The organism is Paenibacillus sp. AN1007 (genome assembly GCF_040702995.1).
GTDB lineage: Bacteria > Bacillota > Bacilli > Paenibacillales > Paenibacillaceae > Paenibacillus.
Genome location: NZ_CP159992.1, coordinates 1,022,065 through 1,041,408 on the forward strand (window position 1 = coordinate 1,022,065; position 19,344 = coordinate 1,041,408).

The following is a 19,344-nucleotide window of genomic DNA, read 5'->3' on the forward strand; positions in this document are numbered from 1 at the left end:
TGGAGATGATACATTGTTCAAAATCAGTACATTTGCCAAGCTCAGCAAGCTTTCTTTAAAAACACTGCGCTATTACGACCAGATCGGTATCCTCAAGCCGCGAAGGGTAGACCACGACACGGGTTACCGATATTATTCCGCAGATCAGCTGCTTGAACTGAACCGAATTCTGCTCTATAAGGAATTAGGTTTTACACTGCCTCAGATCGCGCAGCTGCTTCAGGAAGACATCTCTCATGAGCAGATTCAGGGTATGTTCAGACTGAAGAGAAGTGAAATCCAGCATATGATTGATACGGAGCAGGCCAAGCTTACCCGTATTGAAGAGCGGATCCAGCTTATGGAGAAAGACGGGCAGTGGGAGAATGGCCAGGAGATCCGAATTAAGGCGGAGGCTGGCCAGACCTTCATGTTCTACAGCGCAGGCGGGAGAGAAGAGCATATTCCCGCGCTTCTTCTTCATCTGGATTCACTGCTGACCAAAGAGCTGCGTCAACGGATTCAAGGACCACAGGTTGTTTTGTGGCGAGAGATGGACGGAAAAGAGGACGAGTTCGAATTCGAAGTCGGTTATTACGTAACCGATGAACCGGCTGCTGTCCCTGAGCCGTTCCAGCTGCGAAATCTGCCACCAGAGCCCAGCATCGCTTCCATGGCGTTCCATTCACATTCGAATTTCGATGTGGCAGCCTGTGTGTATTTAGCCAGATGGATAGAGAAAAATAATTATCAGATTAAAGAGAACGAACCGGGTAGAGAGTTATATTTGCCCTTATCCCCCGAACAGGATGCACAATATATTGAAATCCAGATTCCTATCACCTGCTGGTAACGGGGATCGATTAAAAACGTATAGAAGATGGAGTGAACACGATTGAAAAATAAAGGAACCATATATATTCTGGCACTGGCCGTATTTTTGATTGGTACAATTGAATACATTATTACCGGAATTATCGAGATGATTGCTGGGGACCTTGGTGTGTCCACTGCCGAAGCCGGATTGCTTGTGACGGTATTTGCCCTTGCGGCAGCCATTCTTGCTCCGATTCTGATTGCCGTGACAATCAATGTAGATCGCAGGAAGCTGATGCTGCTGACCTTCGGTGTATTTATTGCCAGCAATGGCATCATGATGTTTGATCTTTCGTATGAAGCGATGCTCGGCATACGCATTATTCAGGGAGCAAGCGGAGGTATGACAACTGTTGTTGCCATGGCCGCAGCGACAAGGCTGGTGGAGAATGAGAAGAGAGGCAATGCGATCGGAATCATTCTGATGGGACTCAGCAGCTCGCTGGTGCTTGGCGTCCCGATCGGTACATTTTTCAGTGAGATGTTTGGCTGGAAGGTTCTATTTATTGTCATTGGTATCCTGAGTATTATTCCATTTCTGATCATCCATCGTAAGGTTCCGGCAATCAAAGAGGAAGAGCAGGTGACGATGGGCATGCAGCTCTCGATGCTGAAAAATAAAGCAGTTCTGGTCGCGCTGATGATGACACTGCTGTACGTGGGCGGTTACGCAGCGTTGTTCACGTACATTACGCCATTTTTGCAAACGACCTCGTCTCTGTCCATGACCGAAATCAGTCTGATTTTGTTCCTGGCGGGTGTCTGCAGCTTTATCGGTTCCAAACTGGGTGGACAATTGGCTGATGCCAAAGGGCCCAAATTCACCATTTTCCTCGGGCTGGTCCTGCAGGGGCTAACGCTTCTTTTATTTGCTGTGACCGGATCACATCTGATTCTGCTGATTCTGGTACTGATGGTGTTTATGCTAGCTACGTGGAGTATTTCCCCTGCTCAGCAGCTGTATCTGGTTACACTGGCACCTCGCAGCCCGGACATCGCGCTGAGTATAAACACATCATTTATTCAATTTGGCTTTGCCATGGGCTCCGGATTGGGCGGGCTTGTCATCAGCCGGGCTTCGGTCCTCGCTTTGAACTGGGCAGGTTTTGCCGCGATCTGTATCGCTCTCTTATTCGCCATATTACAGTTTAGGGGAACAGGCAGCAGGAGAGCCGCAGCCTCTGGCGAGAAGGTCAATGCGCAGTAAGATGCGTCGAAGCAGCGAATATTGGTCAGATAAAGTCAGAAGGTCAAAAATAGTCAAAACAAAAGAAAAAACGATCTATTTTTATTTATTGAGCCAAGACAGGGGATTATCGCTTTATATCGATTTTCATCGGCTTTGAACCTTGGCGGTATCCTGACTACAATAATAGATGTAAGCAGTATTAAATCCAACCACATTTAAGGAGATGGTGTTTATGTTTGATCTGATTCCATTTCGCAGAAGAAATGAAGAGCCGTTCGGACAGATGCTGAAATCCTTCCATGACATGGTTGATACCTCATTTTTCTCGTCATTCGGAACCGGTATGCAGCCATTTCGCACGGATATTCGGGAGGAAAACGGCAAATATCTGGTCGAGGCGGAGCTTCCGGGCATTGCGAAAGAAGACATCGACATTCAGGTCGAAGGCAATGAGCTTGTGATTCGCGCGAAACGCAATGAACTGGTTGAGCAGAAGGATGACGATAATCGGATCATTCGGCAGGAGCGCCGCGCCGGAGAATTTGTCCGCCGTTTCTACGTGGATCATATCGATGAGGAAAATATTAAGGCACGGCTTGAAAATGGGGTGCTGAAGCTGGATATTCCGAAACGTCCAGGCGATGAGCATCCGCGGAAACGCATTCAGATCGACTAAGTGAACCGCTTAGATGAGAAGTACAGATGGCGCATATAGATTGAATATGTATACAAATGATACGTAAAAGAATGATAAGTAAAAGGCGTTAACATTCTGCAATGGATGTTAACGCCTTTTTTTGAACTGCATTTTTACATAGAGAACGAAACTCAGATACAAGCAGTGTTCTTAGAAAGAGGCGGGAGTGTGGCTCATTTTTCTGCAGCAGCCTGCATAAGTGCATAGATTTTACGTGTGGTATTGACGTTTCGGACGGTCATATACGAATAAACTTTGGATCCGCCCAGCTTGTTCATGCCGCTTTTTGATGCTTCCTCCCTGCTGACCGAATACAGAAGGGCTCCAGGGACATAGATCAACGTTCCGATTCCCGGTTTGAGGGGAAGTTTCTCGATCACATCGGCATTGTTTATTTCATCCCACAAAAAAAGAACATCACTTTTGGCCTGATCATCATTGGACCAGTCTGGAGGCAGTGCCTGCATGACCCTATGCATCTCATTCATATCACGCACGAGCACTTTGATCTGCAAACCGAAATCGGCCGCAATGGCCTGTTCCAGAAGTTCGGATAACTCCATATGGGCATCCGTCCGCTTCTCGTGATCTGCAAAGATGATGTTACCGGAATTGATGTAAGTCACCACCTCCTGCATACCAGCCCGTTCAAACGTTTCCTTCAGCTGCTTCATCCCGATTTTGTTATTGCCGCCTACATTAATGCCCCGCAGCAGAGCTGCATAGATCATAGATCCACCCCCCGTTTTCGATTTCTTGATATGGTGTGCACAAGATGCCGTGCAGATTAGATGGACAGATATTCAAGAAGGTGCGCTGTCCATTTTTCGCCAAGCAGAGCCTGTAGTTTCGGCTGTACTTGAGAGAGATATTCAGGCTTTGTCTCGTAGGTTTCTTCGTCCTTCACTTCTCCGGCCATAGAACGTGCTTCTTCAATCAGAAGGGCAAGAGCGCTGAAAAAGTCGGCAAGAGAATCGGCGATACGTTTCGGTTCCCCACCCTCAAATGCAGCATAGACAGGAGAATGGGGAGCTTGTGTGTCAACGATAACAGGATCATCATTCACATTGGCGATCACAACATGATGCGGCGGCCAGGAATCAGATTCTTCGTAAGGTTCCTGAACCCCAATCCAGCGAAATCCCAGCTGCTGACGATGCAGATGCTCTGGAGAGGCGAAAAACAGCAGGGCGGCATCGCCGATTTCGACAGCTGCATTCTTCATTTTCAGTGTTCCTTCGGCTTGAGCGTCTACCATCTCATAGTGACTATAGAGGTATTGGAGTTCAGGCGAAAGAAAAATACGCTTGTCCACTTCCGGCTGAACGGGAAGCACCCGAGGCCGCAGATCGTGATTTTGAAAAAGTCCGTAGGCTTCATTATATAAGTCTTGTTGTTCCACAAAACGGGTTAAGGCTGCATTCAGTGATTGCATAGTTGTGCGTCCCTCCTAATCAGTTTTTGTTGTCACTGGTGTAAAGGTTACGAGGGGGCGGCTGACCTTAGCTTTGGATCCCTGACCAGAACACATTCCAAGTAATAGCCATAGCTTGTTCGTACGACTGTCTTGTCTCGTATACGAGCTGTATATCAAGGCCGTCCATCAGTGTGACAAAAGCTAGTGTTGCTTCTTCCGGGCTCAGCCGAATCCCTTCGTAACTTGCAAACAAAGCGGTTACTTCTTTTTTTAGGGTGCCAAGATATGTCCGGTATTGAGCCAATATAAAATCATGTACTTCCAGCGGTGTCATAAAGGACAAAATATACATAAAGGCGACATTTGGCTGTGTAAGGAATCGGTTTTTATGTTCCAGTAAAAAGGCGTATAATTTCTGCTCCAGCGTATCTCCCGCAGTGGAACAGCCTAAAAAATCTTGTACAAACTGCTGCTCCTCCTGCACAACTTCCTCGTATACCTCCAGCAGCAAAGCTTTCTTGGAAGAATAATGATAAGCCAGCGATTGTTTACGGATACCGGCTTCTTCGGCAATCTGTGCCATTTTTGTTCCCTCGTAACCGAAACGATTAAAATGCTGAATCGCAATCTCTTTAATTCGTTTTTTACTCAATGTGTACCCCCAGTGAACGATCTTCGTACTGCTTCTGCTTTAGAGCGTATATCAAATATAACAAGATGTATATCACCAAAACAGCGATAGAGATAGTATACACCACCGTATAGGAGAATGCAGATGCCAGCATGCCCAGAACCAGTGAGCCGCCGCCGATCCCGAGATCAAAAAAATTAAAGAATGAAGCCATCGCATTCTCATGCTCATGTTCTTCCACGAGATTGACACACCATGTTTGGATGGCAGGAAAAATGGCGCCGAATCCAAAACCGTACAGCGCGCCGGCAATCAGAAAATGGATCTGATTCTGTGCAATGATCAGAACGAGAAGCCCTGCCATAGCGAAAACTGCCGAGGGAAGCAGTACAGATCCCGGACCCAGACGATCAAACATGGTTCCTGAGAATAGTCTGACCACAAAACTAGCAATCGCCACAATAAAGAAAAACCAGGCGATATTATTGAAACCTTTCTCCGCAGCAAACAAAGCGACAAAAGACATAATTGAACCAGCTGCGATACCAACAAGCAGGATGAGCAATGAAGGAAAAAGTACCTTTTTCTCAATAAGTTTTACCGAGGTTGAAAGATTATCTGAAGAGGCTGCTTCCCATTTTGTCCGAGGCGTTCTGGATACGAAAACGGTCATCAGAAGTGCCAATAACAAGATGCACAATCCGCCTAAAAACAGGCTTTGATAATTATATTGAAGGAGCAGGCTGGTTCCGATTAATGGACCGATGGATATGGCGACGGTTTCCCCGACCCCGAAATACCCCATGCCTTCTCCGCGCCTGTTTTTCGGAATATTTTCCGCAGCTATCGTTGCGAAATAAGTCGTTGCCAAACCAAAACCAAATCCGTGGATTACACGTAAGACAAGAATAGTTCCTATACCTGACGAAAGGTAGTATGAACCCGTTGTTAATGCACAGATGGCGATGCCGATAATCAGGAGATACTTTTTGTTCAGTTTCGCTGCCAGAACGGAAGTGAAAGGTCGAACTAATATGGCTGAGAACATAAAAATGCCGGTTACAAGTCCGATCTGTGAGGCATCGCCTCCCAGACTGGACACGAATAACGGTAAGGTAGGAAGAAGCATTTCAAAGGCCATGAACAGGAGTGCATTGGCCAGCATGATAAAAATAAATGATTTTCCCCACAGTTTTTGTGGTAATGAGTCTGATGTCAGGGTATTCATGAGATTCCTCCAAATAAGTTCTGTAGTCGCGCGACATAATGGATTGATTCTATCTGACGGTGGTCAGGTTGTAAAGATCGTTTTTTTAATTCAGATAATTAATTCATTTTTGATAGAGTGCAATAAATTAATATTTTTAACCCTAATCCCAACATTTTCCGATATAATATTCTGATGAAAATAAATAACGAACTCTCGGAGAGGTGAGTGAGATGACCGTTGACGTCCTCGTACGCAACAATGTAAACATATTGGGAACCGGCAGTCAGACCATCGTGTTTGCACACGGCTTCGGATGCGATCAAGATATGTGGAGGTACATTGTTCCTGCTTTTCTTGAACAGTACCGTATTGTCCTCTTTGATTATGTAGGTTCCGGACAATCCCAAATTAACTATTACGATGCACTTAAATATAATGATCTTCACGGTTATGCCCAGGACGTGCTGGAGATTATGGAGGCGCTGGAACTTCGGGATGTGACCTTTGTCGGTCATTCCGTCAGCAGTATGATCGGCATGCTTGCCTCCATTCAGGCACCGCATTTTTTCAAAAATATCGTCATGCTGGGGCCTTCTCCGCGTTATCTGAATGACCTGCCCCATTATTATGGCGGATTCGAACGGCGAGATATTGATGAGCTGCTGGAGATGATGCAGTTGAACTTTATTGGCTGGGCAAGTTATATGGCACCCATTGCGATGCAGAACCCGGACCGTAAGGATTTGACTCAGGAACTGGAAAAAAGCTTTTGTTCACGGGATCCCCACATTGCTAGGCAGTTTGCCGAAGTGACGTTCCTGTCCGATTGCCGCATTGAACTGGGATTGGTGTCTGTGCCTACGTTGATTCTACAGTGTGCGGATGACAGCATTGCTCCTGTGGAAGTGGGGGATTACCTGCATTCACATCTCAAAAACAGCAGGCTGCAGCAGATGAATGCGAAAGGGCATTATCCCCATCTGAGTCAGCCGGACGAGACGATTCGGTTGATTAAAGATTATTTGGCTAGTGCATAAAATGCAGAAGAAAGAAAGGCTGTTTTTTCATGGATAATCAATTAGATACGGCACCTTGCGGATATTTCTCGATATCGGACTCGGGCTCGATTCTGTCGGTGAACCAAACTTTACTGAACATGATTGGACGGGAACGGGAAGAACTTATAGGCAAACATATTGAATCCACGATGTCGGTTACGAATAAAGTTTTTTTTCATACGTATTTCTATCCGTATATTCAGCTGTACGGTCATGTAGACGAGATGTATTTTTCTTTCCGCAATCGCGACCAGGAGGATGTTCCGGTCCTGCTGAACGGGGTGCGTCAAATGAGGGACGGGCAGCACGTGGTAGATTGTGTTGTCGTTATTATGCGCAAACGGATCGAACACGAAAAGGATATTTTGAACACAAAAACCAGGCTGCAGGAGTTATATCAAGCAACACATGATGCCAACAAGGAACTGGAACGTCTGCATGAGGAGTATAAAATCAAAGAGCAGGCGCTGATCAAAGTGAATGAACAGCTGGAAACGATGGCTTCCACGGATTTGCTGACGGGTTTGAAAAACCGGAGGTTTTTTGAGGAGAAAATGGCTCATCATCTGTCTCTCTACCATGAGAAACAGCGCGAATTCTCGCTTCTTGTATTAGATATTGACCACTTCAAGAGCATTAATGATACCTACGGACACCCCATCGGAGATATGGTGCTCGGTAATCTGGCAGGGATGCTGCAGGCCATATCGCGGGATACGGATGTAGTGGCACGTTACGGTGGTGAGGAGTTCGTGATTATTCTGGCGAATTGTGGGGAGGAACTGGCCATCAGCATCGCTGAACGATATCGTGCACAAGTGGCTTCGGCGGATTGGGGGGAATATCAGGTTACGGTGAGCATTGGCGCAGCAACAGTCTCGGCAGCAGATACAGAGCAATCCTTGTTTCAACAGGCAGATGATGCGCTCTATGCATCCAAGAAGGGCGGACGCAATCGGGTAACACACGCCTATACCAGATTTGAATGACAGCATTATGCCATGTTATGCTTTGAGGAGTCATGGATATGGATACGGAAGGAGCCGGTACCAAGATGAATAGATTAGCTGCTGAAGAATTAATCGACCGGGAGAATCATGCCTGGGGAGAGCTCAAGGAGCTTCTCGATCAGGGGAAAAATACATATACCTATGCTCCGGCACAGCCAGAGATTGGGGAGGATGCGCTGTACCAGCTTCAAGTGAGTACCCGCTCCTATCTGGGAGCGGTGGCTTATGAGACGCAGGGCATCGTGGTGGACCATGGATGGATCACGCTGCTGGGTGCGGGGGGTGACAGTGTGTATGGCAGTTTGACCCGGTGGAACGGCCTGAGTACGGATCCTTGTGTACAGGCACTGCAGGGCATGATGGTTGCTGCGTACGATGCAGCGGGTGGTTTTTTTGCGCTGGATACTGGCAAGTTCGGCGGGACAGGCCAGATTTATTATTTCGCACCCGATGCTTTGGAGTGGGAAGCAACAGAGCTTTCGTATTCAGAGTTTATGACCTGGTTGGCTGAGGGAGATATTGAGTTATTTTACGAAACATTTCGCTGGAAAGGCTGGCAGGAGGATATGGCACAGCTGGACAAAGGTCAGGTGTTTGCCTATTATCCTCCGCTGTGGACCAAAGAAGGCGGCGGAGAGAAAAGCCGCAAAGCGCCGGTTCCTATTGCCGAAGCTTGGAGGACAGTGCTCGAAGGGAAATGACGTGCAGGCGGAGTTCGTTTACAATGGACCAAGCTCAGAGGAAGGCGGATCGGTGTGAGAGAGCAGAATAGTGATGTGAATGTAATGCGTATTCAGTCTCATTATGGTATTGTTTTCCCACAAGATTATCTGGACTTTATACGGCAGCATACCGATGCTTCTTTTGATCTGATACAGGATACAGAGGCGGAGGATTGGGACATTCGTTTTCATGTACTGGATGATCGGTTTATCCCGAATAATGCTGCGCTGGTGGATGAAGTCAATCCTGATCCGCAGCGGATTATTCCGATCGCATGGAGTGTAAGCAGCGGTAACAACTACCTGCTCGATTATCGTGAGAACAAGAGTATACCCTCTGTGCTGGTCATGGAGCATGAGCTGGCGATGGTGCGTGAGGACGCCGAGAGTGAAGCGGAGACGAGTGAAGAAGCACAGCAGTTGATGGAGGAGAACGTGAAGTCGATCGCGGCCGATTTTCTTTCATTTGCCGCCCTTCTCCAGGCACGGCCAGTGCTGTAATAAAGCTGAATCATGTTTGGTAAAAAGGCTCGCATACCGATGCGAGCCTTTTTATGTACATTCCATGTCGTGATTAGCGTCCTGATGATACAGATTTTACATCCCGATTTGGAAGTGAGCCAGCTTTGCTGTGCCATAGAGTAAGGCAAAGTGAAACTGCGCATACAAACAGCAGGCATCCATATACCACGTGGTAGGCTTCTTCTACCGATACCCCGGGTATGGCATGCAGCAGGAGTCCACACACCGCTACAGAAACCGAACCGCCGAAAAACTGAATCAGCTGCAGCAGACCCATGCCTGAGCCGATCTGGTTTTTGGGCAGTACGCGTGACGCTTCGTTGTTCAGGGAGGCCATGGAAGCAGACAGCGCTGGTGAGAAAAACACATAACCTCCGGTGATGATCAGCGCCGACTGGTCCAGCCCAAGCATGAACAGCACAAGTACGGCGGCGAGCATGCTTTGTCCGATTAGCATAAATCGCATATTGCCGTAACGATCAATCCATCGCCCGACATAACGGGTACAGAAGGCTGATATGATCGCTCCGGGAGCGATGAACAAACCAATAGCAAGTGGAGAACGATGATACAGATCCGCAAGCACCAGCGGCATGAGAAACAGATTCCCGAGATTAACGACCAGCACGCAGAAGCCAATCATAATGAGCCTAGTGAATCCTGGTACCTTGAACACATGTGGATTTACAAAAGGAAGTGCGGCTTTACGGATATAGAGAATATGTGCAGCTAAAGAGAGTGCACCGATCACTAACCATATCCATGACCGCTGTGTTATGGCTACCAGTAGGGTTGTTGCATTAATGACGGTGAGTAATGCACCGGTAAAATCAAAAGGCTGCTCACTGTTCACCGTTTCTCGCGGTAAAAAATAGAGCAGTACAGGCAGAGCCAGCAGTACCAGCACCGTAATAGCAAACAGGCCGTTCCAGCCCATGTACTCACTGATCAATCCGCCGACAATGGGGCCGAGACCAAAAGCCATTGCGCTGCCTGATGAGATGAGCGCCAGAGCTGCGCCGCGTCGTTCCACCGGAATGTAACGGCTCGCAATGACCAGACCGAGTCCAGCCATAACTCCGGCCCCTGCCGATTGCAGAATACGTGTCGTGAGCAGCAGGGCAAAGTTATGTGCGAACAAACCGAGCAGGGACGAGCAGCCGAGAATCAGCAGCCCAACCGTGACCAGCTTACGTACCGGAATTCGGTCGGACAAGCGGCTGTAAATCACGGTAGACAGGGCATATCCGATGGAGTAGCTGGAGATAACCCAGGAGCCGAGGTCAGAAGTGATCTGAAGATCACGGATAATGACAGGCAGCGAAACATTAAACATGGTGGTGTTCATCACTACGATGAAGAGGCAGCACGTCCAGAGCGGCATCACAATTTTTTCTTTCACGTAACCATTCCTGTCTTATATAGAATTGGAGTATAATCTGGGCGGGACTTTGCAGCATCCATTTGGAGGCAAAACAATATTCTATTTTACGCCTCCTATTTTGATATGGCAATAGTGTCATATTTTTTGGCGTTTATACATAACAGGCCTGCTGGTGTGAACAAAGATACTACAGCAGCATGTGCAGCACCCTGTACAAAAGCAGTACCCCACCATTTGATCTAAGGAGACTTGTTCTATGAATTCAGTTTTATTGCAGTCCCACAGTGTGTTTCCAACCCTTGATATGCGGAGAACGGCTGCATTCTATGAAGAAAAATTAAAATTCCGGGTAGTTGAATATTTGGATGCCGCGGAGCCTCATGTCTGCCTGTACCGTGATTCTACCGAGATTATTTTAACCCAAAGTAATGGACAGAAGGTGATCCCGAATAGAGAACTGTATGGCTATGGATATGATGCCTATTTCATTACGAAACAGCAAGAAGAGCTTGAACAGGAGTTTATCGACGCGGGTGTAACGATTGTTCGTTCCTTCCATCATTCTGATTATAATAATAAAGAATTTGTGATTGAGGATATTGATGGACGATGGATTGCCTTTGGCATCAAGCAGTAAAATGAGGAGCAAGGTGCAGGAATAGAAACAAGAAACAAGAAACAAGAAACATGGGACAGCCCAGTCTTATGTATAGGTGAAAATAGACCCGGATAAACAAACAGGCTCCCTTCCAAAAGGGGCCTGTTTGTTTATCCAATCTATGATGCACATGGCGATGTCCGTCGGTACATCTTGTGTCAACTAAGCCGCCGCGGTTTGTTTGCCGCGATTACGAATCCATTTGATAACATCCATCAAAATAACGGCACCAAGTGCAAGGCCGCCAGCGATCAGAAACTCATCCCAGCCGAATGTGTCAGGGATGGCAAAGATGCCGCGAATACCCGGAATCAGTGTAATGCCGTAGAGGCAGAGACACACCACGATCGAACCAAGCACAAATTTGTTGGTCAGGAAGCCAACCTGGAAGATGGTCTGAGTGTTGGAGCGGGCCGCAAAGGTTTGCAAACTGCGTGCCAGTATTAGTGTAGTGAACGCCATCGCGACACTAATCTCTTCCGAGATGCCGAGTCCGATATACTGCGATATAATCACGGCAGCGCCGATCAGCACCCCGCGTGTAATCACGGCCTGCAGCGTCCCTCCAGCAAAAATGCCCTCATTGATGTCCCGCGGCTTGCGCCGCATCACATCGGGTTCAGCCTTCTCCGTGCCAAGCGCAATAGCTGGCAGCGAGTCGTTAACTAGATTGATAAACAGCAGCTGCAGCGCTGTGAATGGATTGACCCAGCCGACAACCAGTGCGAAGAGGATGGCGATAATGGCGCCGAGGTTCCCGGCGAACAGATAGGCAATGGCCTTTTTAATATTATCAAATACCATTCGTCCAACACTGACTGCATTCACGATGGATACAAAATTATCATCGGTCAGAATCATCGCTGCCGCATCTTTGGCGACATCTGTTCCACTGCCCATGGCTACGCCGATATCGGCCTGTTTCAGTGCAGGTGCGTCGTTGACACCATCTCCGGTCATGGCTGCAATTTTGCCTTTACGCTGCCATGCACGTACGATCCGGATTTTGTTTTCGGGGGACACCCGTGCATAAACAGAGATGTGCTCCAGCTGCCCATCCAGCTCTTCATCGGTCATCTTATCCAGCTCGGCGCCGGTGATTGCGAGGTCGCCTTTGTCAGCCAACCCAATGTCAATACCGATGGCCTGGGCCGTTGTTTTGTGGTCGCCTGTGATCATGATGGTGCGAATACCCGCTTTTTTCGATTCCTCAATCGAGCCGTATACCGCTTCACGCGGTGGATCAATCATGGCGGTCAAACCCACTAATGTCAGATCGGATTCATCTTCTGGAGTGATTTCTTTTTTATCATCAAAACGTTTGTATGCATAAGCAAGCACCCGAAAGGCACGTTTGGAGAAGGCTTCATTCTTCTCTTCAAACTGGGTGCGAATCTCCGGGGTCAGGGGCCGCACTTCGCCGTGGATAAATACATGGCTGCAGCGGCTGAACAGTACATCCGGTCCGCCTTTGGTCAGCAGTGCAGTCTGTCCCTCAAAGGTGTGTACGGTGCTCATCAGCTTGCGATCCGAGTCAAAAGGAAGCTCGGCTTCCCGCGGAAACTGATCACGGATTTCGTTGTAATCCTTGTTCACACGGTTGCTGAAAGCGATGAGTGCAACCTCGGTGGGGTCGCCAAGTGCCTTGCCTTCCTGGTTGATGTTCGAATCGTTGCAGAGCACGGCAATATGCAGGAGCCGACGTTCCTCTTCCGACCATTCGGCGGGATCATCAGGGAATTCGTCTTTGGTGCCGTGAGGGATGTAATAATCCACAACGGTCATTTTATTTTGAGTAAGTGTACCCGTTTTGTCCGTGCAGATAATACTTGCCGATCCCAGTGCTTCCACTGCAGGCAATCTGCGAATAATGGCATGCTGCTTGGCCATCCTGCTCGTACCGAGGGACAATACGATGGTTACAATGGAGGAGAGTGCTTCTGGGATGGCGGCTACAGCAACGGCTACAGCAAACATTAATGCATTAACAAGCGATGGGCCGATATTTTCGGTGCCCTCCGTCAGCCACACCCGTCCAGCTTCAATGGCAAAAATAAGAATCGACAGGCCGAGAATAAAGAAACCCAACTTTTTGCTGAACGATTCCAGCTTGCGCTGCAGCGGTGTTTCCTTGGCTTCTGCATTTTCGATCAATTCGGCAATTTTACCGATTTCGGTTTTCAGTGCCGTACCTGTAATAACGATTGTGCCGCGACCGTACACAACTAGCGACCCGCTGAATGCCATGTTGCACCGATCTCCAATTCCGGCTTCTTCATGAATGATATCGGCATGTTTCTCTGCTGCTTCGGATTCCCCGGTCAGCATGCCTTCATTAATTTTCAGACTGCCCGATTCCAGAATGCGTCCGTCCGCCGGTACATAATCTCCCGCATCTAACAATACGATATCGCCCGGAACGAGTTCACGTGCAGGAAGGGTTTGTTTCTGTCCATCTCGAATCACCTTGGCCTCCGGGGCAGACATCTGCCGAAGGGCATCCAGGGAGCTCTCCGCCTTCTTGGTCTGTACAACGCTGATGACAGCGTTAAGCAGAATAACGAGAAAGATGATCAGGGATTCGATCAGATGTCCAAGCACAATCTGTACAGCCGCTGCGATCAGAAGCACGATGACCATCGGGTCTTTAAAATTTTCCAGGAACAATTTCCAGATCGGCGCTGCGTCTTTTCCCTTTAGCTCGTTATATCCTGCCGATTCTAACCTCTTTGCTGCTTCGGACGTGGCAAGTCCTTGTTCGGAACTCTGAACGTCCTGCAGTACTTCCACTGAACTATGTCTGTAGTGTTGCAATCGACCAGCTCCTCGACATGTGATTTATATGTGTATTACCCGAACGAACAAAAGCTAGAACCGCCAAATGATGTTGTTTTTCAACATTTCATATGTAGTTTGACGATAGGCCTGGGCAGCATCAGCTGTCTATGTCATTATTCATAATTCCAGTGATACTTATGCGCAGCACCACTGGAATGAAAGGTTTGATTTTTGATACAGAAGAGACTCTTAGCTTGGCTTAAATCAAGCGAAAGCCGGGAGGCAGTTGACCTGTCCGCTGGATTCTTCGAATCTGTGCTGCAGTTAAGCGTCGGTTGGACGAAATCAAGGATGCAGCGTCGCTTCTTCTAAAGAAATCATCCAGATCGCGGATGCTGCGATTTCCCCGGAGGATCACAAAGTTCCCCCGAAAACGAGAACGATCAAACAAAACAAGGGTAGCGTTTGGATTGGTAGAGAAGAAACGCAGACTTTCGATTCCGGTCAATACAGCATCCAAATCCGAAATCCCCAGATTGCCGCGATAGACTCTTCGTAAACCTCTGAAATTCTCCTGGCTGTAAACAGCGAGCCGAGGATACCTCTGCAGGATCGGTAATGGTCGAAGCATGACATATTCCCCCTTTGCTTGTAGAGCATCTGCCCGTAGGGTCAGAATACTCTGCTCTCAAAGTATGCTGCGGAACTGGTAATTGGTTGGATGATAGTCTTAGATAAATTAAAAAAGGTAGAATATGGTTGTTAGTTTACAAAACTGTGTGTAATATCACAATTGTCTTCCCTCAGCTCTGTTACGCTGTTTCATAACGAAGAGAGTTAATATGGTTTGGAGGGAATTTATATGTTTTGTTATCAATGTGAACAGACGCCAAGCGGTGGATGTAAAGTGATTGGGGTCTGTGGTAAAAATGAAACGATTGCCAGTTTGCAGGATACGATGATCTTTGCCCTGAAAGGGATCGCTGCTTACGCAACACACGCTCGTCAGCTGGGGTATACCGATCCGGAAGTGGATCGGATTACACACGAAGCTTTATATATGACACTTACGAACTCGAACTTTAATCAGCAGGAACATCTGGACATGGCGATGAAAGTCGGAAATGCTGCAATTCGGATCATGGATGTGCTGGATCGTGCACATACCGATCGATTTGGTATTCCGCAGCCGATCACAGTGAGTCAGAACCAGATTGAAGGTCAATGTATCGTTGTAACAGGTCACAATTTATATGCGCTGGAGGAACTGCTGCGCCAGACAGAAGGCAAGGGCATCAACATTTACACGCACTCGGAAATGCTTCCCGCACACGGATATCCAGCGTTGAAGAAGTACGCACACCTCAAAGGGAATATCGGTAAAGCCTGGTACGATCAGCGCAGACTGTTTGAGGAATTCCCGGGTGCCATTTTGGCAACAACGAACTGTGTCATGCCCATCAAAGGTACATATGCGGATCGTTTCTTCTCGTACGAAGTGGCAGGACTTGAAGGTGTAACGAAGATTACGGGAGAGGATTTCTCGCCACTTATCGAACGTGCGCTGTCACTGCCGGCGGCGAATGTACAATCCGAACAGGTGTTAACGACAGGTTACCACCATGAGACGGTGATTGGACTTGCACCGGAGATTATCCAGGCAGTCAAAGACGGACATATCCGGCGCTTCTTCGTCATTGCAGGATGCGATGCACCGGGCAAGGGCGGCAGCTACTACCGCGAGCTTGCAACATCCCTGCCGAATGATACCGTCATTCTCACCACCTCTTGCGGCAAATTCCGGTTTAATGATGTGGATTACGGTACCGTTGGGGACACAGGTATTCCGCGGTATATCGACCTCGGACAATGCAACAACTCAGGTTCAACGGTTAAAATTGCGATGGCTTTGGCTGATGCTTTTGGCTGTACGGTGAATGAGCTTCCTGTGAGCATCGTATTGTCGTGGTTTGAGCAAAAAGCAGTAGCTATTCTTCTCGGTCTGTTCAGCCTTGGCATTCAGGATATCCGGATTGGACCGAAGCCGCCTGAATTTATTTCAGAAGGTGTACTGGATGTTCTTGTAGACCTGTTCGGCTTGAAACTGATCACGACAGCGGAAGAAGATATGAATGCGATGCTGGCTTTGTCCTAAGAGCTGAGTAAGCTGCGTAATCAGGATGAGCAGGCGGGATAAAAGCTGTGATAAAAATGCCAGAGGATACAAGAAGAACAGCAAAGCCGTGCATATTGCACGGTTTTTTTGCGCTGTTGCCATGTTTGTGCAGGATCAGCTTTACTTCAGGTAAACCACAAGACAGGCTTGCATTAGAACATTCGTTTTCCAGCAATAGGTCCATATACCTTGTACGAATAGACATGAAAATGTAAGGGGAATTAGTTTTTTTATCCTATTGAAGTTTTTTCATGGAAATGTATATATAGATAAAGGCACATCATAAAACACGGGTTTACCGTATCTTAAGGAGATTATACAGATGTATGACAATCTAATTGACGAATGGTTAAAGCTTGCGGGAGGTAGGGAAAATATCATACGGATCGAGCAGGATCTGGAAACAACCACACTCACTTTAAAAGATAGAATGCGAATGGATTTGTCATATACTACCTCAATTGGGGTAGAAGCAGATATCCAGTTCACTGGTGGACAATGCCGATTGAGATTAAGGGATGAATCGGGTGCTATTTATGATTCCCTGCAGGAAATGGGCATCGGAAGTCAAGACAAGACAAGCCTTCAAGAAGCAATGTCTAAGATAAAAGGCAAGTTTTCAGTGATGCAGTTTGTGTCCAGCGTGTTCAGACCTTTAATGCCTGTCATTCTCGGTGCAGCTGTGATCAAAATTATAACTGCTCTGATTCTGTTTATCGATTCTTTAGGCTCTGAAGGTTCTTCGTCCTTGATGGACAACCAGACATTCACGATCTTTAGGATAATTGGAGATAGTGCTTTGTATCTGCTGCCCGTGTTGGCTGCCGTCAGCACTGCTTACAGGTTAAAGAGTAATATCTATGCTGCCGCAGTCATTGGCGGATTTATGTTTTATCCAGAGGTGGCCCCGTTATTTTCAGGTGAAAAAGAAGTATATTTTCTCGGTCAGCAGCTGGCTTCGCAGCTTACATTTTATTCGTCGATCCTTTGGGTGATGCTGACGGTCTGCGCAGCCGCTTATCTGGAGAGAGGCATCGCACGACTAAACCTGAAAGGGTTAACTGTAGGCCTCGCTCCTTTTTTGACTTTGCTGATTCTTGTTCCATTCATGCTTCTGGTCTTGGGATACGCTGCTCAATGGTTGGATGAGAAACTGCCGCCCATTGTGGAGACGAACGTCGCTGATGCTCCGATCCTGACTTTGGTCTTGTTGGGTGCATTTTTCGTGTTGATATGGATGATTGGACTTCCATCTTTACTGCTTCCTGTGATCTTGAACGAACTGTTGATGAACAGTTCATCTTTACTGCTCTCAGGCATGTTGGCCGCCGTGGTTGCACAAGCTGGAGCCTCCCTTGCCGCTGGACTGCGCTCAAAAGAAGCATCATTCCGCAGCATGGCATTCTGTGCATCGGGAACAGCTCTATTCGGCATTATTGAGCCCGCACTGTATGCAGTCAATATGAGAAGGAAATCTTCGTTCTTTGCGGCCATGCTGGGCGGGGCTGCAGGCGGGCTTTATTTTGGATGGTTATCTGTTGGTGCATTTGCATTAGGGGGAAGTTCCAGCTTGCTGGAGCTGCCGCTGTATATAAAGCCGGGCAGTCTTAATCTGCTTCATGCTTCTGTGGGGGTTGTGATCTCGTTTGCAGTTTCTTGTGTGCTGACCTATATTTTTTCTGGAAAAAGAGACAAAAGCACTGTTTCTCATTGATTTGAATCAAGGCACCTATCCGTCTTTTTAGTCAAAATAGAGACATAAGGACAAAGGAAGGGATGGCGCTGCAGATGTTAAATTATACGTTTGAAGATATGAAGCAGATGAATCGGAAACAATTAGGAGACACGGTTCCGCTGGAGCTGTTTCGCACCATTCGGTTGATCGGACTTCATCAGGGGCTTCCTATGGGTGGCAAAGGAACGACACTTACCGTCGGGCGTAAAATAGGTGAGAATCTGCCTGTACAGACCGTGGAAGAACTGCTTCAGCTGTTTGAAGATCTACGGATCGGTATTCCCCGGATCGTAGAAAAAAGCGAGCATAAGATGGTTGTGGCGGTGGATGACTGTTTCTGCAAAGGACTGCCGGCGCTTGAAGAAGAAAAAATGGTCTGTGATCTGGAAGGTGCAATTCTTGAAGGAGCACTGACCAAAATGCTGCAGCGCAGAGTTTCGGTGAAAGAAACCAAATGTAATGTGAGCGGCGATGAATACTGTGAATATGAAATCAAGATGTAATTGGAGTTGTCTTGCTTTAGAATTAACGTCAAGTAAGCAGGAACCTTCGATAGACAGGGTAGGTATGAGCTGACATGTAATCTCAGCGAAGAACCAAAAATGTGAATATATAGTGAAATAGATCTGGTTATGGACCGGTAAGTCTCCTTTTCTTGTATAATCAGAAGGGATAAGAAGGGAGCTTCCAGATGAAAAAACCGTTATGGATCATGGTCAGTGCTGTCATTGTAATCGTATTGGGAACGTATATCACTGCTAATAAGGCAGGCCAAGAGAATACCGAGCAGGCTGAGATGTCCGATATTCCAAAGCTGGTTGAGGAGATCAGTACAGGCCGAACGAAACCGCAGTCTGCTTCGATTAGTGCAGCAGCCTTGATGGTAACAGAGGCGGACGGACGGAAAGTAACCTATGATCTGCCAGAAGATCAATTTTTCCTGTCGATTGCTCCGTATGTGCAGCAGACACATCCCTGTGAAATTCACAGTTTAACCGGCTGCCAGGGAGAGATGGCAGATGAGGAATTCACGGTGACGATTCAGGACTCCGAAGGCAGTACCTTGATGAAGAATGAAGTGCTGCAGTCCGGAACGAACGGATTTATGGACTTTTGGGTGCCAAGAGATCGAACGTATCTGATTCGTATTGAACAAGGCGGGAAAGCAGCTGAAACGCAGTTGTCTACATACCAAACGGACCAGACCTGCATCACCACAATGCAGCTAATCTAACGGGAGTTCTACACGAGCGCGAGTTAAACTGACCTTAAGCTGAATATGATCTCATGAGAAACAAGGAC

19 protein-coding genes are annotated in these 19,344 nt (G+C 47.5%); 12 read left to right on the forward strand and 7 right to left on the reverse strand.

The window, feature by feature from the left end:
- Window positions 1-13 precede the first annotated feature (13 nt).
- The 3 genes from ABXS70_RS04590 to ABXS70_RS04600 all read left to right on the forward strand — a co-directional run bounded on the left by ABXS70_RS04590 (window position 14) and on the right by ABXS70_RS04600 (window position 2,720).
- A complete protein-coding gene (locus ABXS70_RS04590; RefSeq protein WP_342552260.1) occupies window positions 14-832 on the forward strand; it encodes a MerR family transcriptional regulator in 819 nt (272 codons plus the stop codon).
- Window positions 833-874: 42 nt separating this feature from the next.
- Complete coding sequence (locus ABXS70_RS04595) at window positions 875-2,062, forward strand: MFS transporter (RefSeq protein WP_342552259.1); 1,188 nt, start codon at window positions 875-877, stop codon at window positions 2,060-2,062.
- Between the two features lie 214 nt (window positions 2,063-2,276).
- Window positions 2,277-2,720, forward strand: a complete 444-nt coding sequence (locus ABXS70_RS04600; RefSeq protein WP_342552258.1) for an Hsp20/alpha crystallin family protein — start codon at window positions 2,277-2,279, stop codon at window positions 2,718-2,720.
- A gap of 194 nt (window positions 2,721-2,914) precedes the next feature.
- Here ABXS70_RS04600 and ABXS70_RS04605 read toward each other — a convergent pair whose 3' ends face one another.
- The 4 genes from ABXS70_RS04605 to ABXS70_RS04620 form a co-directional block, all read right to left on the reverse strand.
- Complete coding sequence (locus tag ABXS70_RS04605) at window positions 2,915-3,472, reverse strand: DUF1697 domain-containing protein (RefSeq protein ID WP_366294192.1); 558 nt, start codon at window positions 3,470-3,472, stop codon at window positions 2,915-2,917.
- A 56-nt stretch (window positions 3,473-3,528) separates the two neighbouring features.
- Window positions 3,529-4,176: a hypothetical protein gene (locus tag ABXS70_RS04610; protein ID WP_342552256.1), complete on the reverse strand. Its 648-nt coding sequence runs from the start codon at window positions 4,174-4,176 to the stop codon at window positions 3,529-3,531.
- Between the two features lie 67 nt (window positions 4,177-4,243).
- The gene (locus tag ABXS70_RS04615) at window positions 4,244-4,810 is read right to left on the reverse strand and encodes a TetR/AcrR family transcriptional regulator (RefSeq protein WP_342552255.1); all 567 of its coding nucleotides are present in this window, start codon (window positions 4,808-4,810) and stop codon (window positions 4,244-4,246) included.
- The gene (locus tag ABXS70_RS04620) at window positions 4,803-6,017 is read right to left on the reverse strand and encodes an MFS transporter (RefSeq protein WP_342552254.1); all 1,215 of its coding nucleotides are present in this window, start codon (window positions 6,015-6,017) and stop codon (window positions 4,803-4,805) included. Before ABXS70_RS04620 ends, ABXS70_RS04615 begins: the two co-directional genes overlap by 8 nt.
- A 212-nt stretch (window positions 6,018-6,229) precedes the next feature.
- Here ABXS70_RS04620 and ABXS70_RS04625 point away from each other — a divergent pair, with 212 nt between their 5' ends.
- The 4 genes from ABXS70_RS04625 (at window position 6,230) to ABXS70_RS04640 (ending at window position 9,290) form a co-directional block, all read left to right on the forward strand.
- Window positions 6,230-7,036: an alpha/beta hydrolase gene (locus tag ABXS70_RS04625; RefSeq protein WP_342552253.1), complete on the forward strand. Its 807-nt coding sequence runs from the start codon at window positions 6,230-6,232 to the stop codon at window positions 7,034-7,036.
- A 29-nt stretch (window positions 7,037-7,065) separates the two neighbouring features.
- Window positions 7,066-8,046 (forward strand): sensor domain-containing diguanylate cyclase, encoded by a 981-nt coding sequence (locus tag ABXS70_RS04630; protein ID WP_342552252.1) that lies wholly within the window; start codon window positions 7,066-7,068, stop codon window positions 8,044-8,046.
- Window positions 8,047-8,111: 65 nt separating this feature from the next.
- Window positions 8,112-8,768, forward strand: coding sequence for a DUF2625 family protein (locus ABXS70_RS04635; RefSeq protein ID WP_342556412.1), 657 nt, complete (start codon window positions 8,112-8,114; stop codon window positions 8,766-8,768).
- A gap of 54 nt (window positions 8,769-8,822) precedes the next feature.
- Complete coding sequence (locus ABXS70_RS04640) at window positions 8,823-9,290, forward strand: SMI1/KNR4 family protein (protein WP_342552251.1); 468 nt, start codon at window positions 8,823-8,825, stop codon at window positions 9,288-9,290.
- A 73-nt stretch (window positions 9,291-9,363) separates the two neighbouring features.
- On the opposite strand, the gene ABXS70_RS04645 is transcribed toward ABXS70_RS04640, so the two are convergent.
- Window positions 9,364-10,713 (reverse strand): MFS transporter, encoded by a 1,350-nt coding sequence (locus ABXS70_RS04645; RefSeq protein WP_342552250.1) that lies wholly within the window; start codon window positions 10,711-10,713, stop codon window positions 9,364-9,366.
- A 238-nt stretch (window positions 10,714-10,951) separates the two neighbouring features.
- On the opposite strand from ABXS70_RS04645, the gene ABXS70_RS04650 reads away from it, so the two are divergent.
- The gene (locus ABXS70_RS04650) at window positions 10,952-11,332 is read left to right on the forward strand and encodes a VOC family protein (protein WP_342552249.1); all 381 of its coding nucleotides are present in this window, start codon (window positions 10,952-10,954) and stop codon (window positions 11,330-11,332) included.
- A 183-nt stretch (window positions 11,333-11,515) separates the two neighbouring features.
- Here the strand turns inward: ABXS70_RS04650 and ABXS70_RS04655 are convergent, their stop codons facing one another.
- Entirely contained in the window at window positions 11,516-14,167 is a 2,652-nt protein-coding gene (locus tag ABXS70_RS04655; protein ID WP_366294199.1) for a cation-translocating P-type ATPase, read from the reverse strand.
- Window positions 14,168-14,390: 223 nt separating this feature from the next.
- Entirely contained in the window at window positions 14,391-14,762 is a 372-nt protein-coding gene (locus ABXS70_RS04660) for a hypothetical protein (RefSeq protein WP_342552247.1), read from the reverse strand.
- A 231-nt stretch (window positions 14,763-14,993) separates the two neighbouring features.
- Between ABXS70_RS04660 and hcp the strand changes: the two genes are divergently transcribed.
- The 4 genes from hcp (at window position 14,994) to ABXS70_RS04680 (ending at window position 19,276) form a co-directional block, all read left to right on the forward strand.
- Entirely contained in the window at window positions 14,994-16,286 is a 1,293-nt protein-coding gene (hcp, locus tag ABXS70_RS04665) for a hydroxylamine reductase (RefSeq protein WP_366294204.1), read from the forward strand.
- 343 nt (window positions 16,287-16,629) lie between these two features.
- Entirely contained in the window at window positions 16,630-18,021 is a 1,392-nt protein-coding gene (locus ABXS70_RS04670; protein WP_366294207.1) for a PTS transporter subunit EIIC, read from the forward strand.
- Between the two features lie 74 nt (window positions 18,022-18,095).
- Window positions 18,096-18,545, forward strand: a complete 450-nt coding sequence (locus ABXS70_RS04675; protein ID WP_342552244.1) for a V4R domain-containing protein — start codon at window positions 18,096-18,098, stop codon at window positions 18,543-18,545.
- A 188-nt stretch (window positions 18,546-18,733) separates the two neighbouring features.
- A complete protein-coding gene (locus ABXS70_RS04680; RefSeq protein ID WP_342552243.1) occupies window positions 18,734-19,276 on the forward strand; it encodes a CueP family metal-binding protein in 543 nt (180 codons plus the stop codon).
- The last annotated feature ends 68 nt before the right edge of the window (window positions 19,277-19,344 follow it).

Bases quoted from the DNA above. Each gene is read 5' to 3' on its own strand.
- ABXS70_RS04600 (WP_342552258.1), top strand. From the start codon at position 2,277: ATGTTTGATCTGATTCCATTTCGCAGAAGAAATGAAGAGCCGTTCGGA.
- ABXS70_RS04605 (WP_366294192.1), bottom strand. From the start codon at position 3,472: ATGATCTATGCAGCTCTGCTGCGGGGCATTAATGTAGGCGGCAATAAC.
- ABXS70_RS04610 (WP_342552256.1), bottom strand. From the start codon at position 4,176: ATGCAATCACTGAATGCAGCCTTAACCCGTTTTGTGGAACAACAAGAC.
- ABXS70_RS04620 (WP_342552254.1), bottom strand. From the start codon at position 6,017: ATGAATACCCTGACATCAGACTCATTACCACAAAAACTGTGGGGAAAA.
- ABXS70_RS04625 (WP_342552253.1), top strand. From the start codon at position 6,230: ATGACCGTTGACGTCCTCGTACGCAACAATGTAAACATATTGGGAACC.
- ABXS70_RS04630 (WP_342552252.1), top strand. From the start codon at position 7,066: ATGGATAATCAATTAGATACGGCACCTTGCGGATATTTCTCGATATCG.
- ABXS70_RS04635 (WP_342556412.1), top strand. From the start codon at position 8,112: ATGAATAGATTAGCTGCTGAAGAATTAATCGACCGGGAGAATCATGCC.
- ABXS70_RS04650 (WP_342552249.1), top strand. From the start codon at position 10,952: ATGAATTCAGTTTTATTGCAGTCCCACAGTGTGTTTCCAACCCTTGAT.
- ABXS70_RS04660 (WP_342552247.1), bottom strand. From the start codon at position 14,762: ATGCTTCGACCATTACCGATCCTGCAGAGGTATCCTCGGCTCGCTGTT.
- hcp (WP_366294204.1), top strand. From the start codon at position 14,994: ATGTTTTGTTATCAATGTGAACAGACGCCAAGCGGTGGATGTAAAGTG.
- ABXS70_RS04670 (WP_366294207.1), top strand. From the start codon at position 16,630: ATGTATGACAATCTAATTGACGAATGGTTAAAGCTTGCGGGAGGTAGG.
- ABXS70_RS04675 (WP_342552244.1), top strand. From the start codon at position 18,096: ATGTTAAATTATACGTTTGAAGATATGAAGCAGATGAATCGGAAACAA.
- ABXS70_RS04680 (WP_342552243.1), top strand. From the start codon at position 18,734: ATGAAAAAACCGTTATGGATCATGGTCAGTGCTGTCATTGTAATCGTA.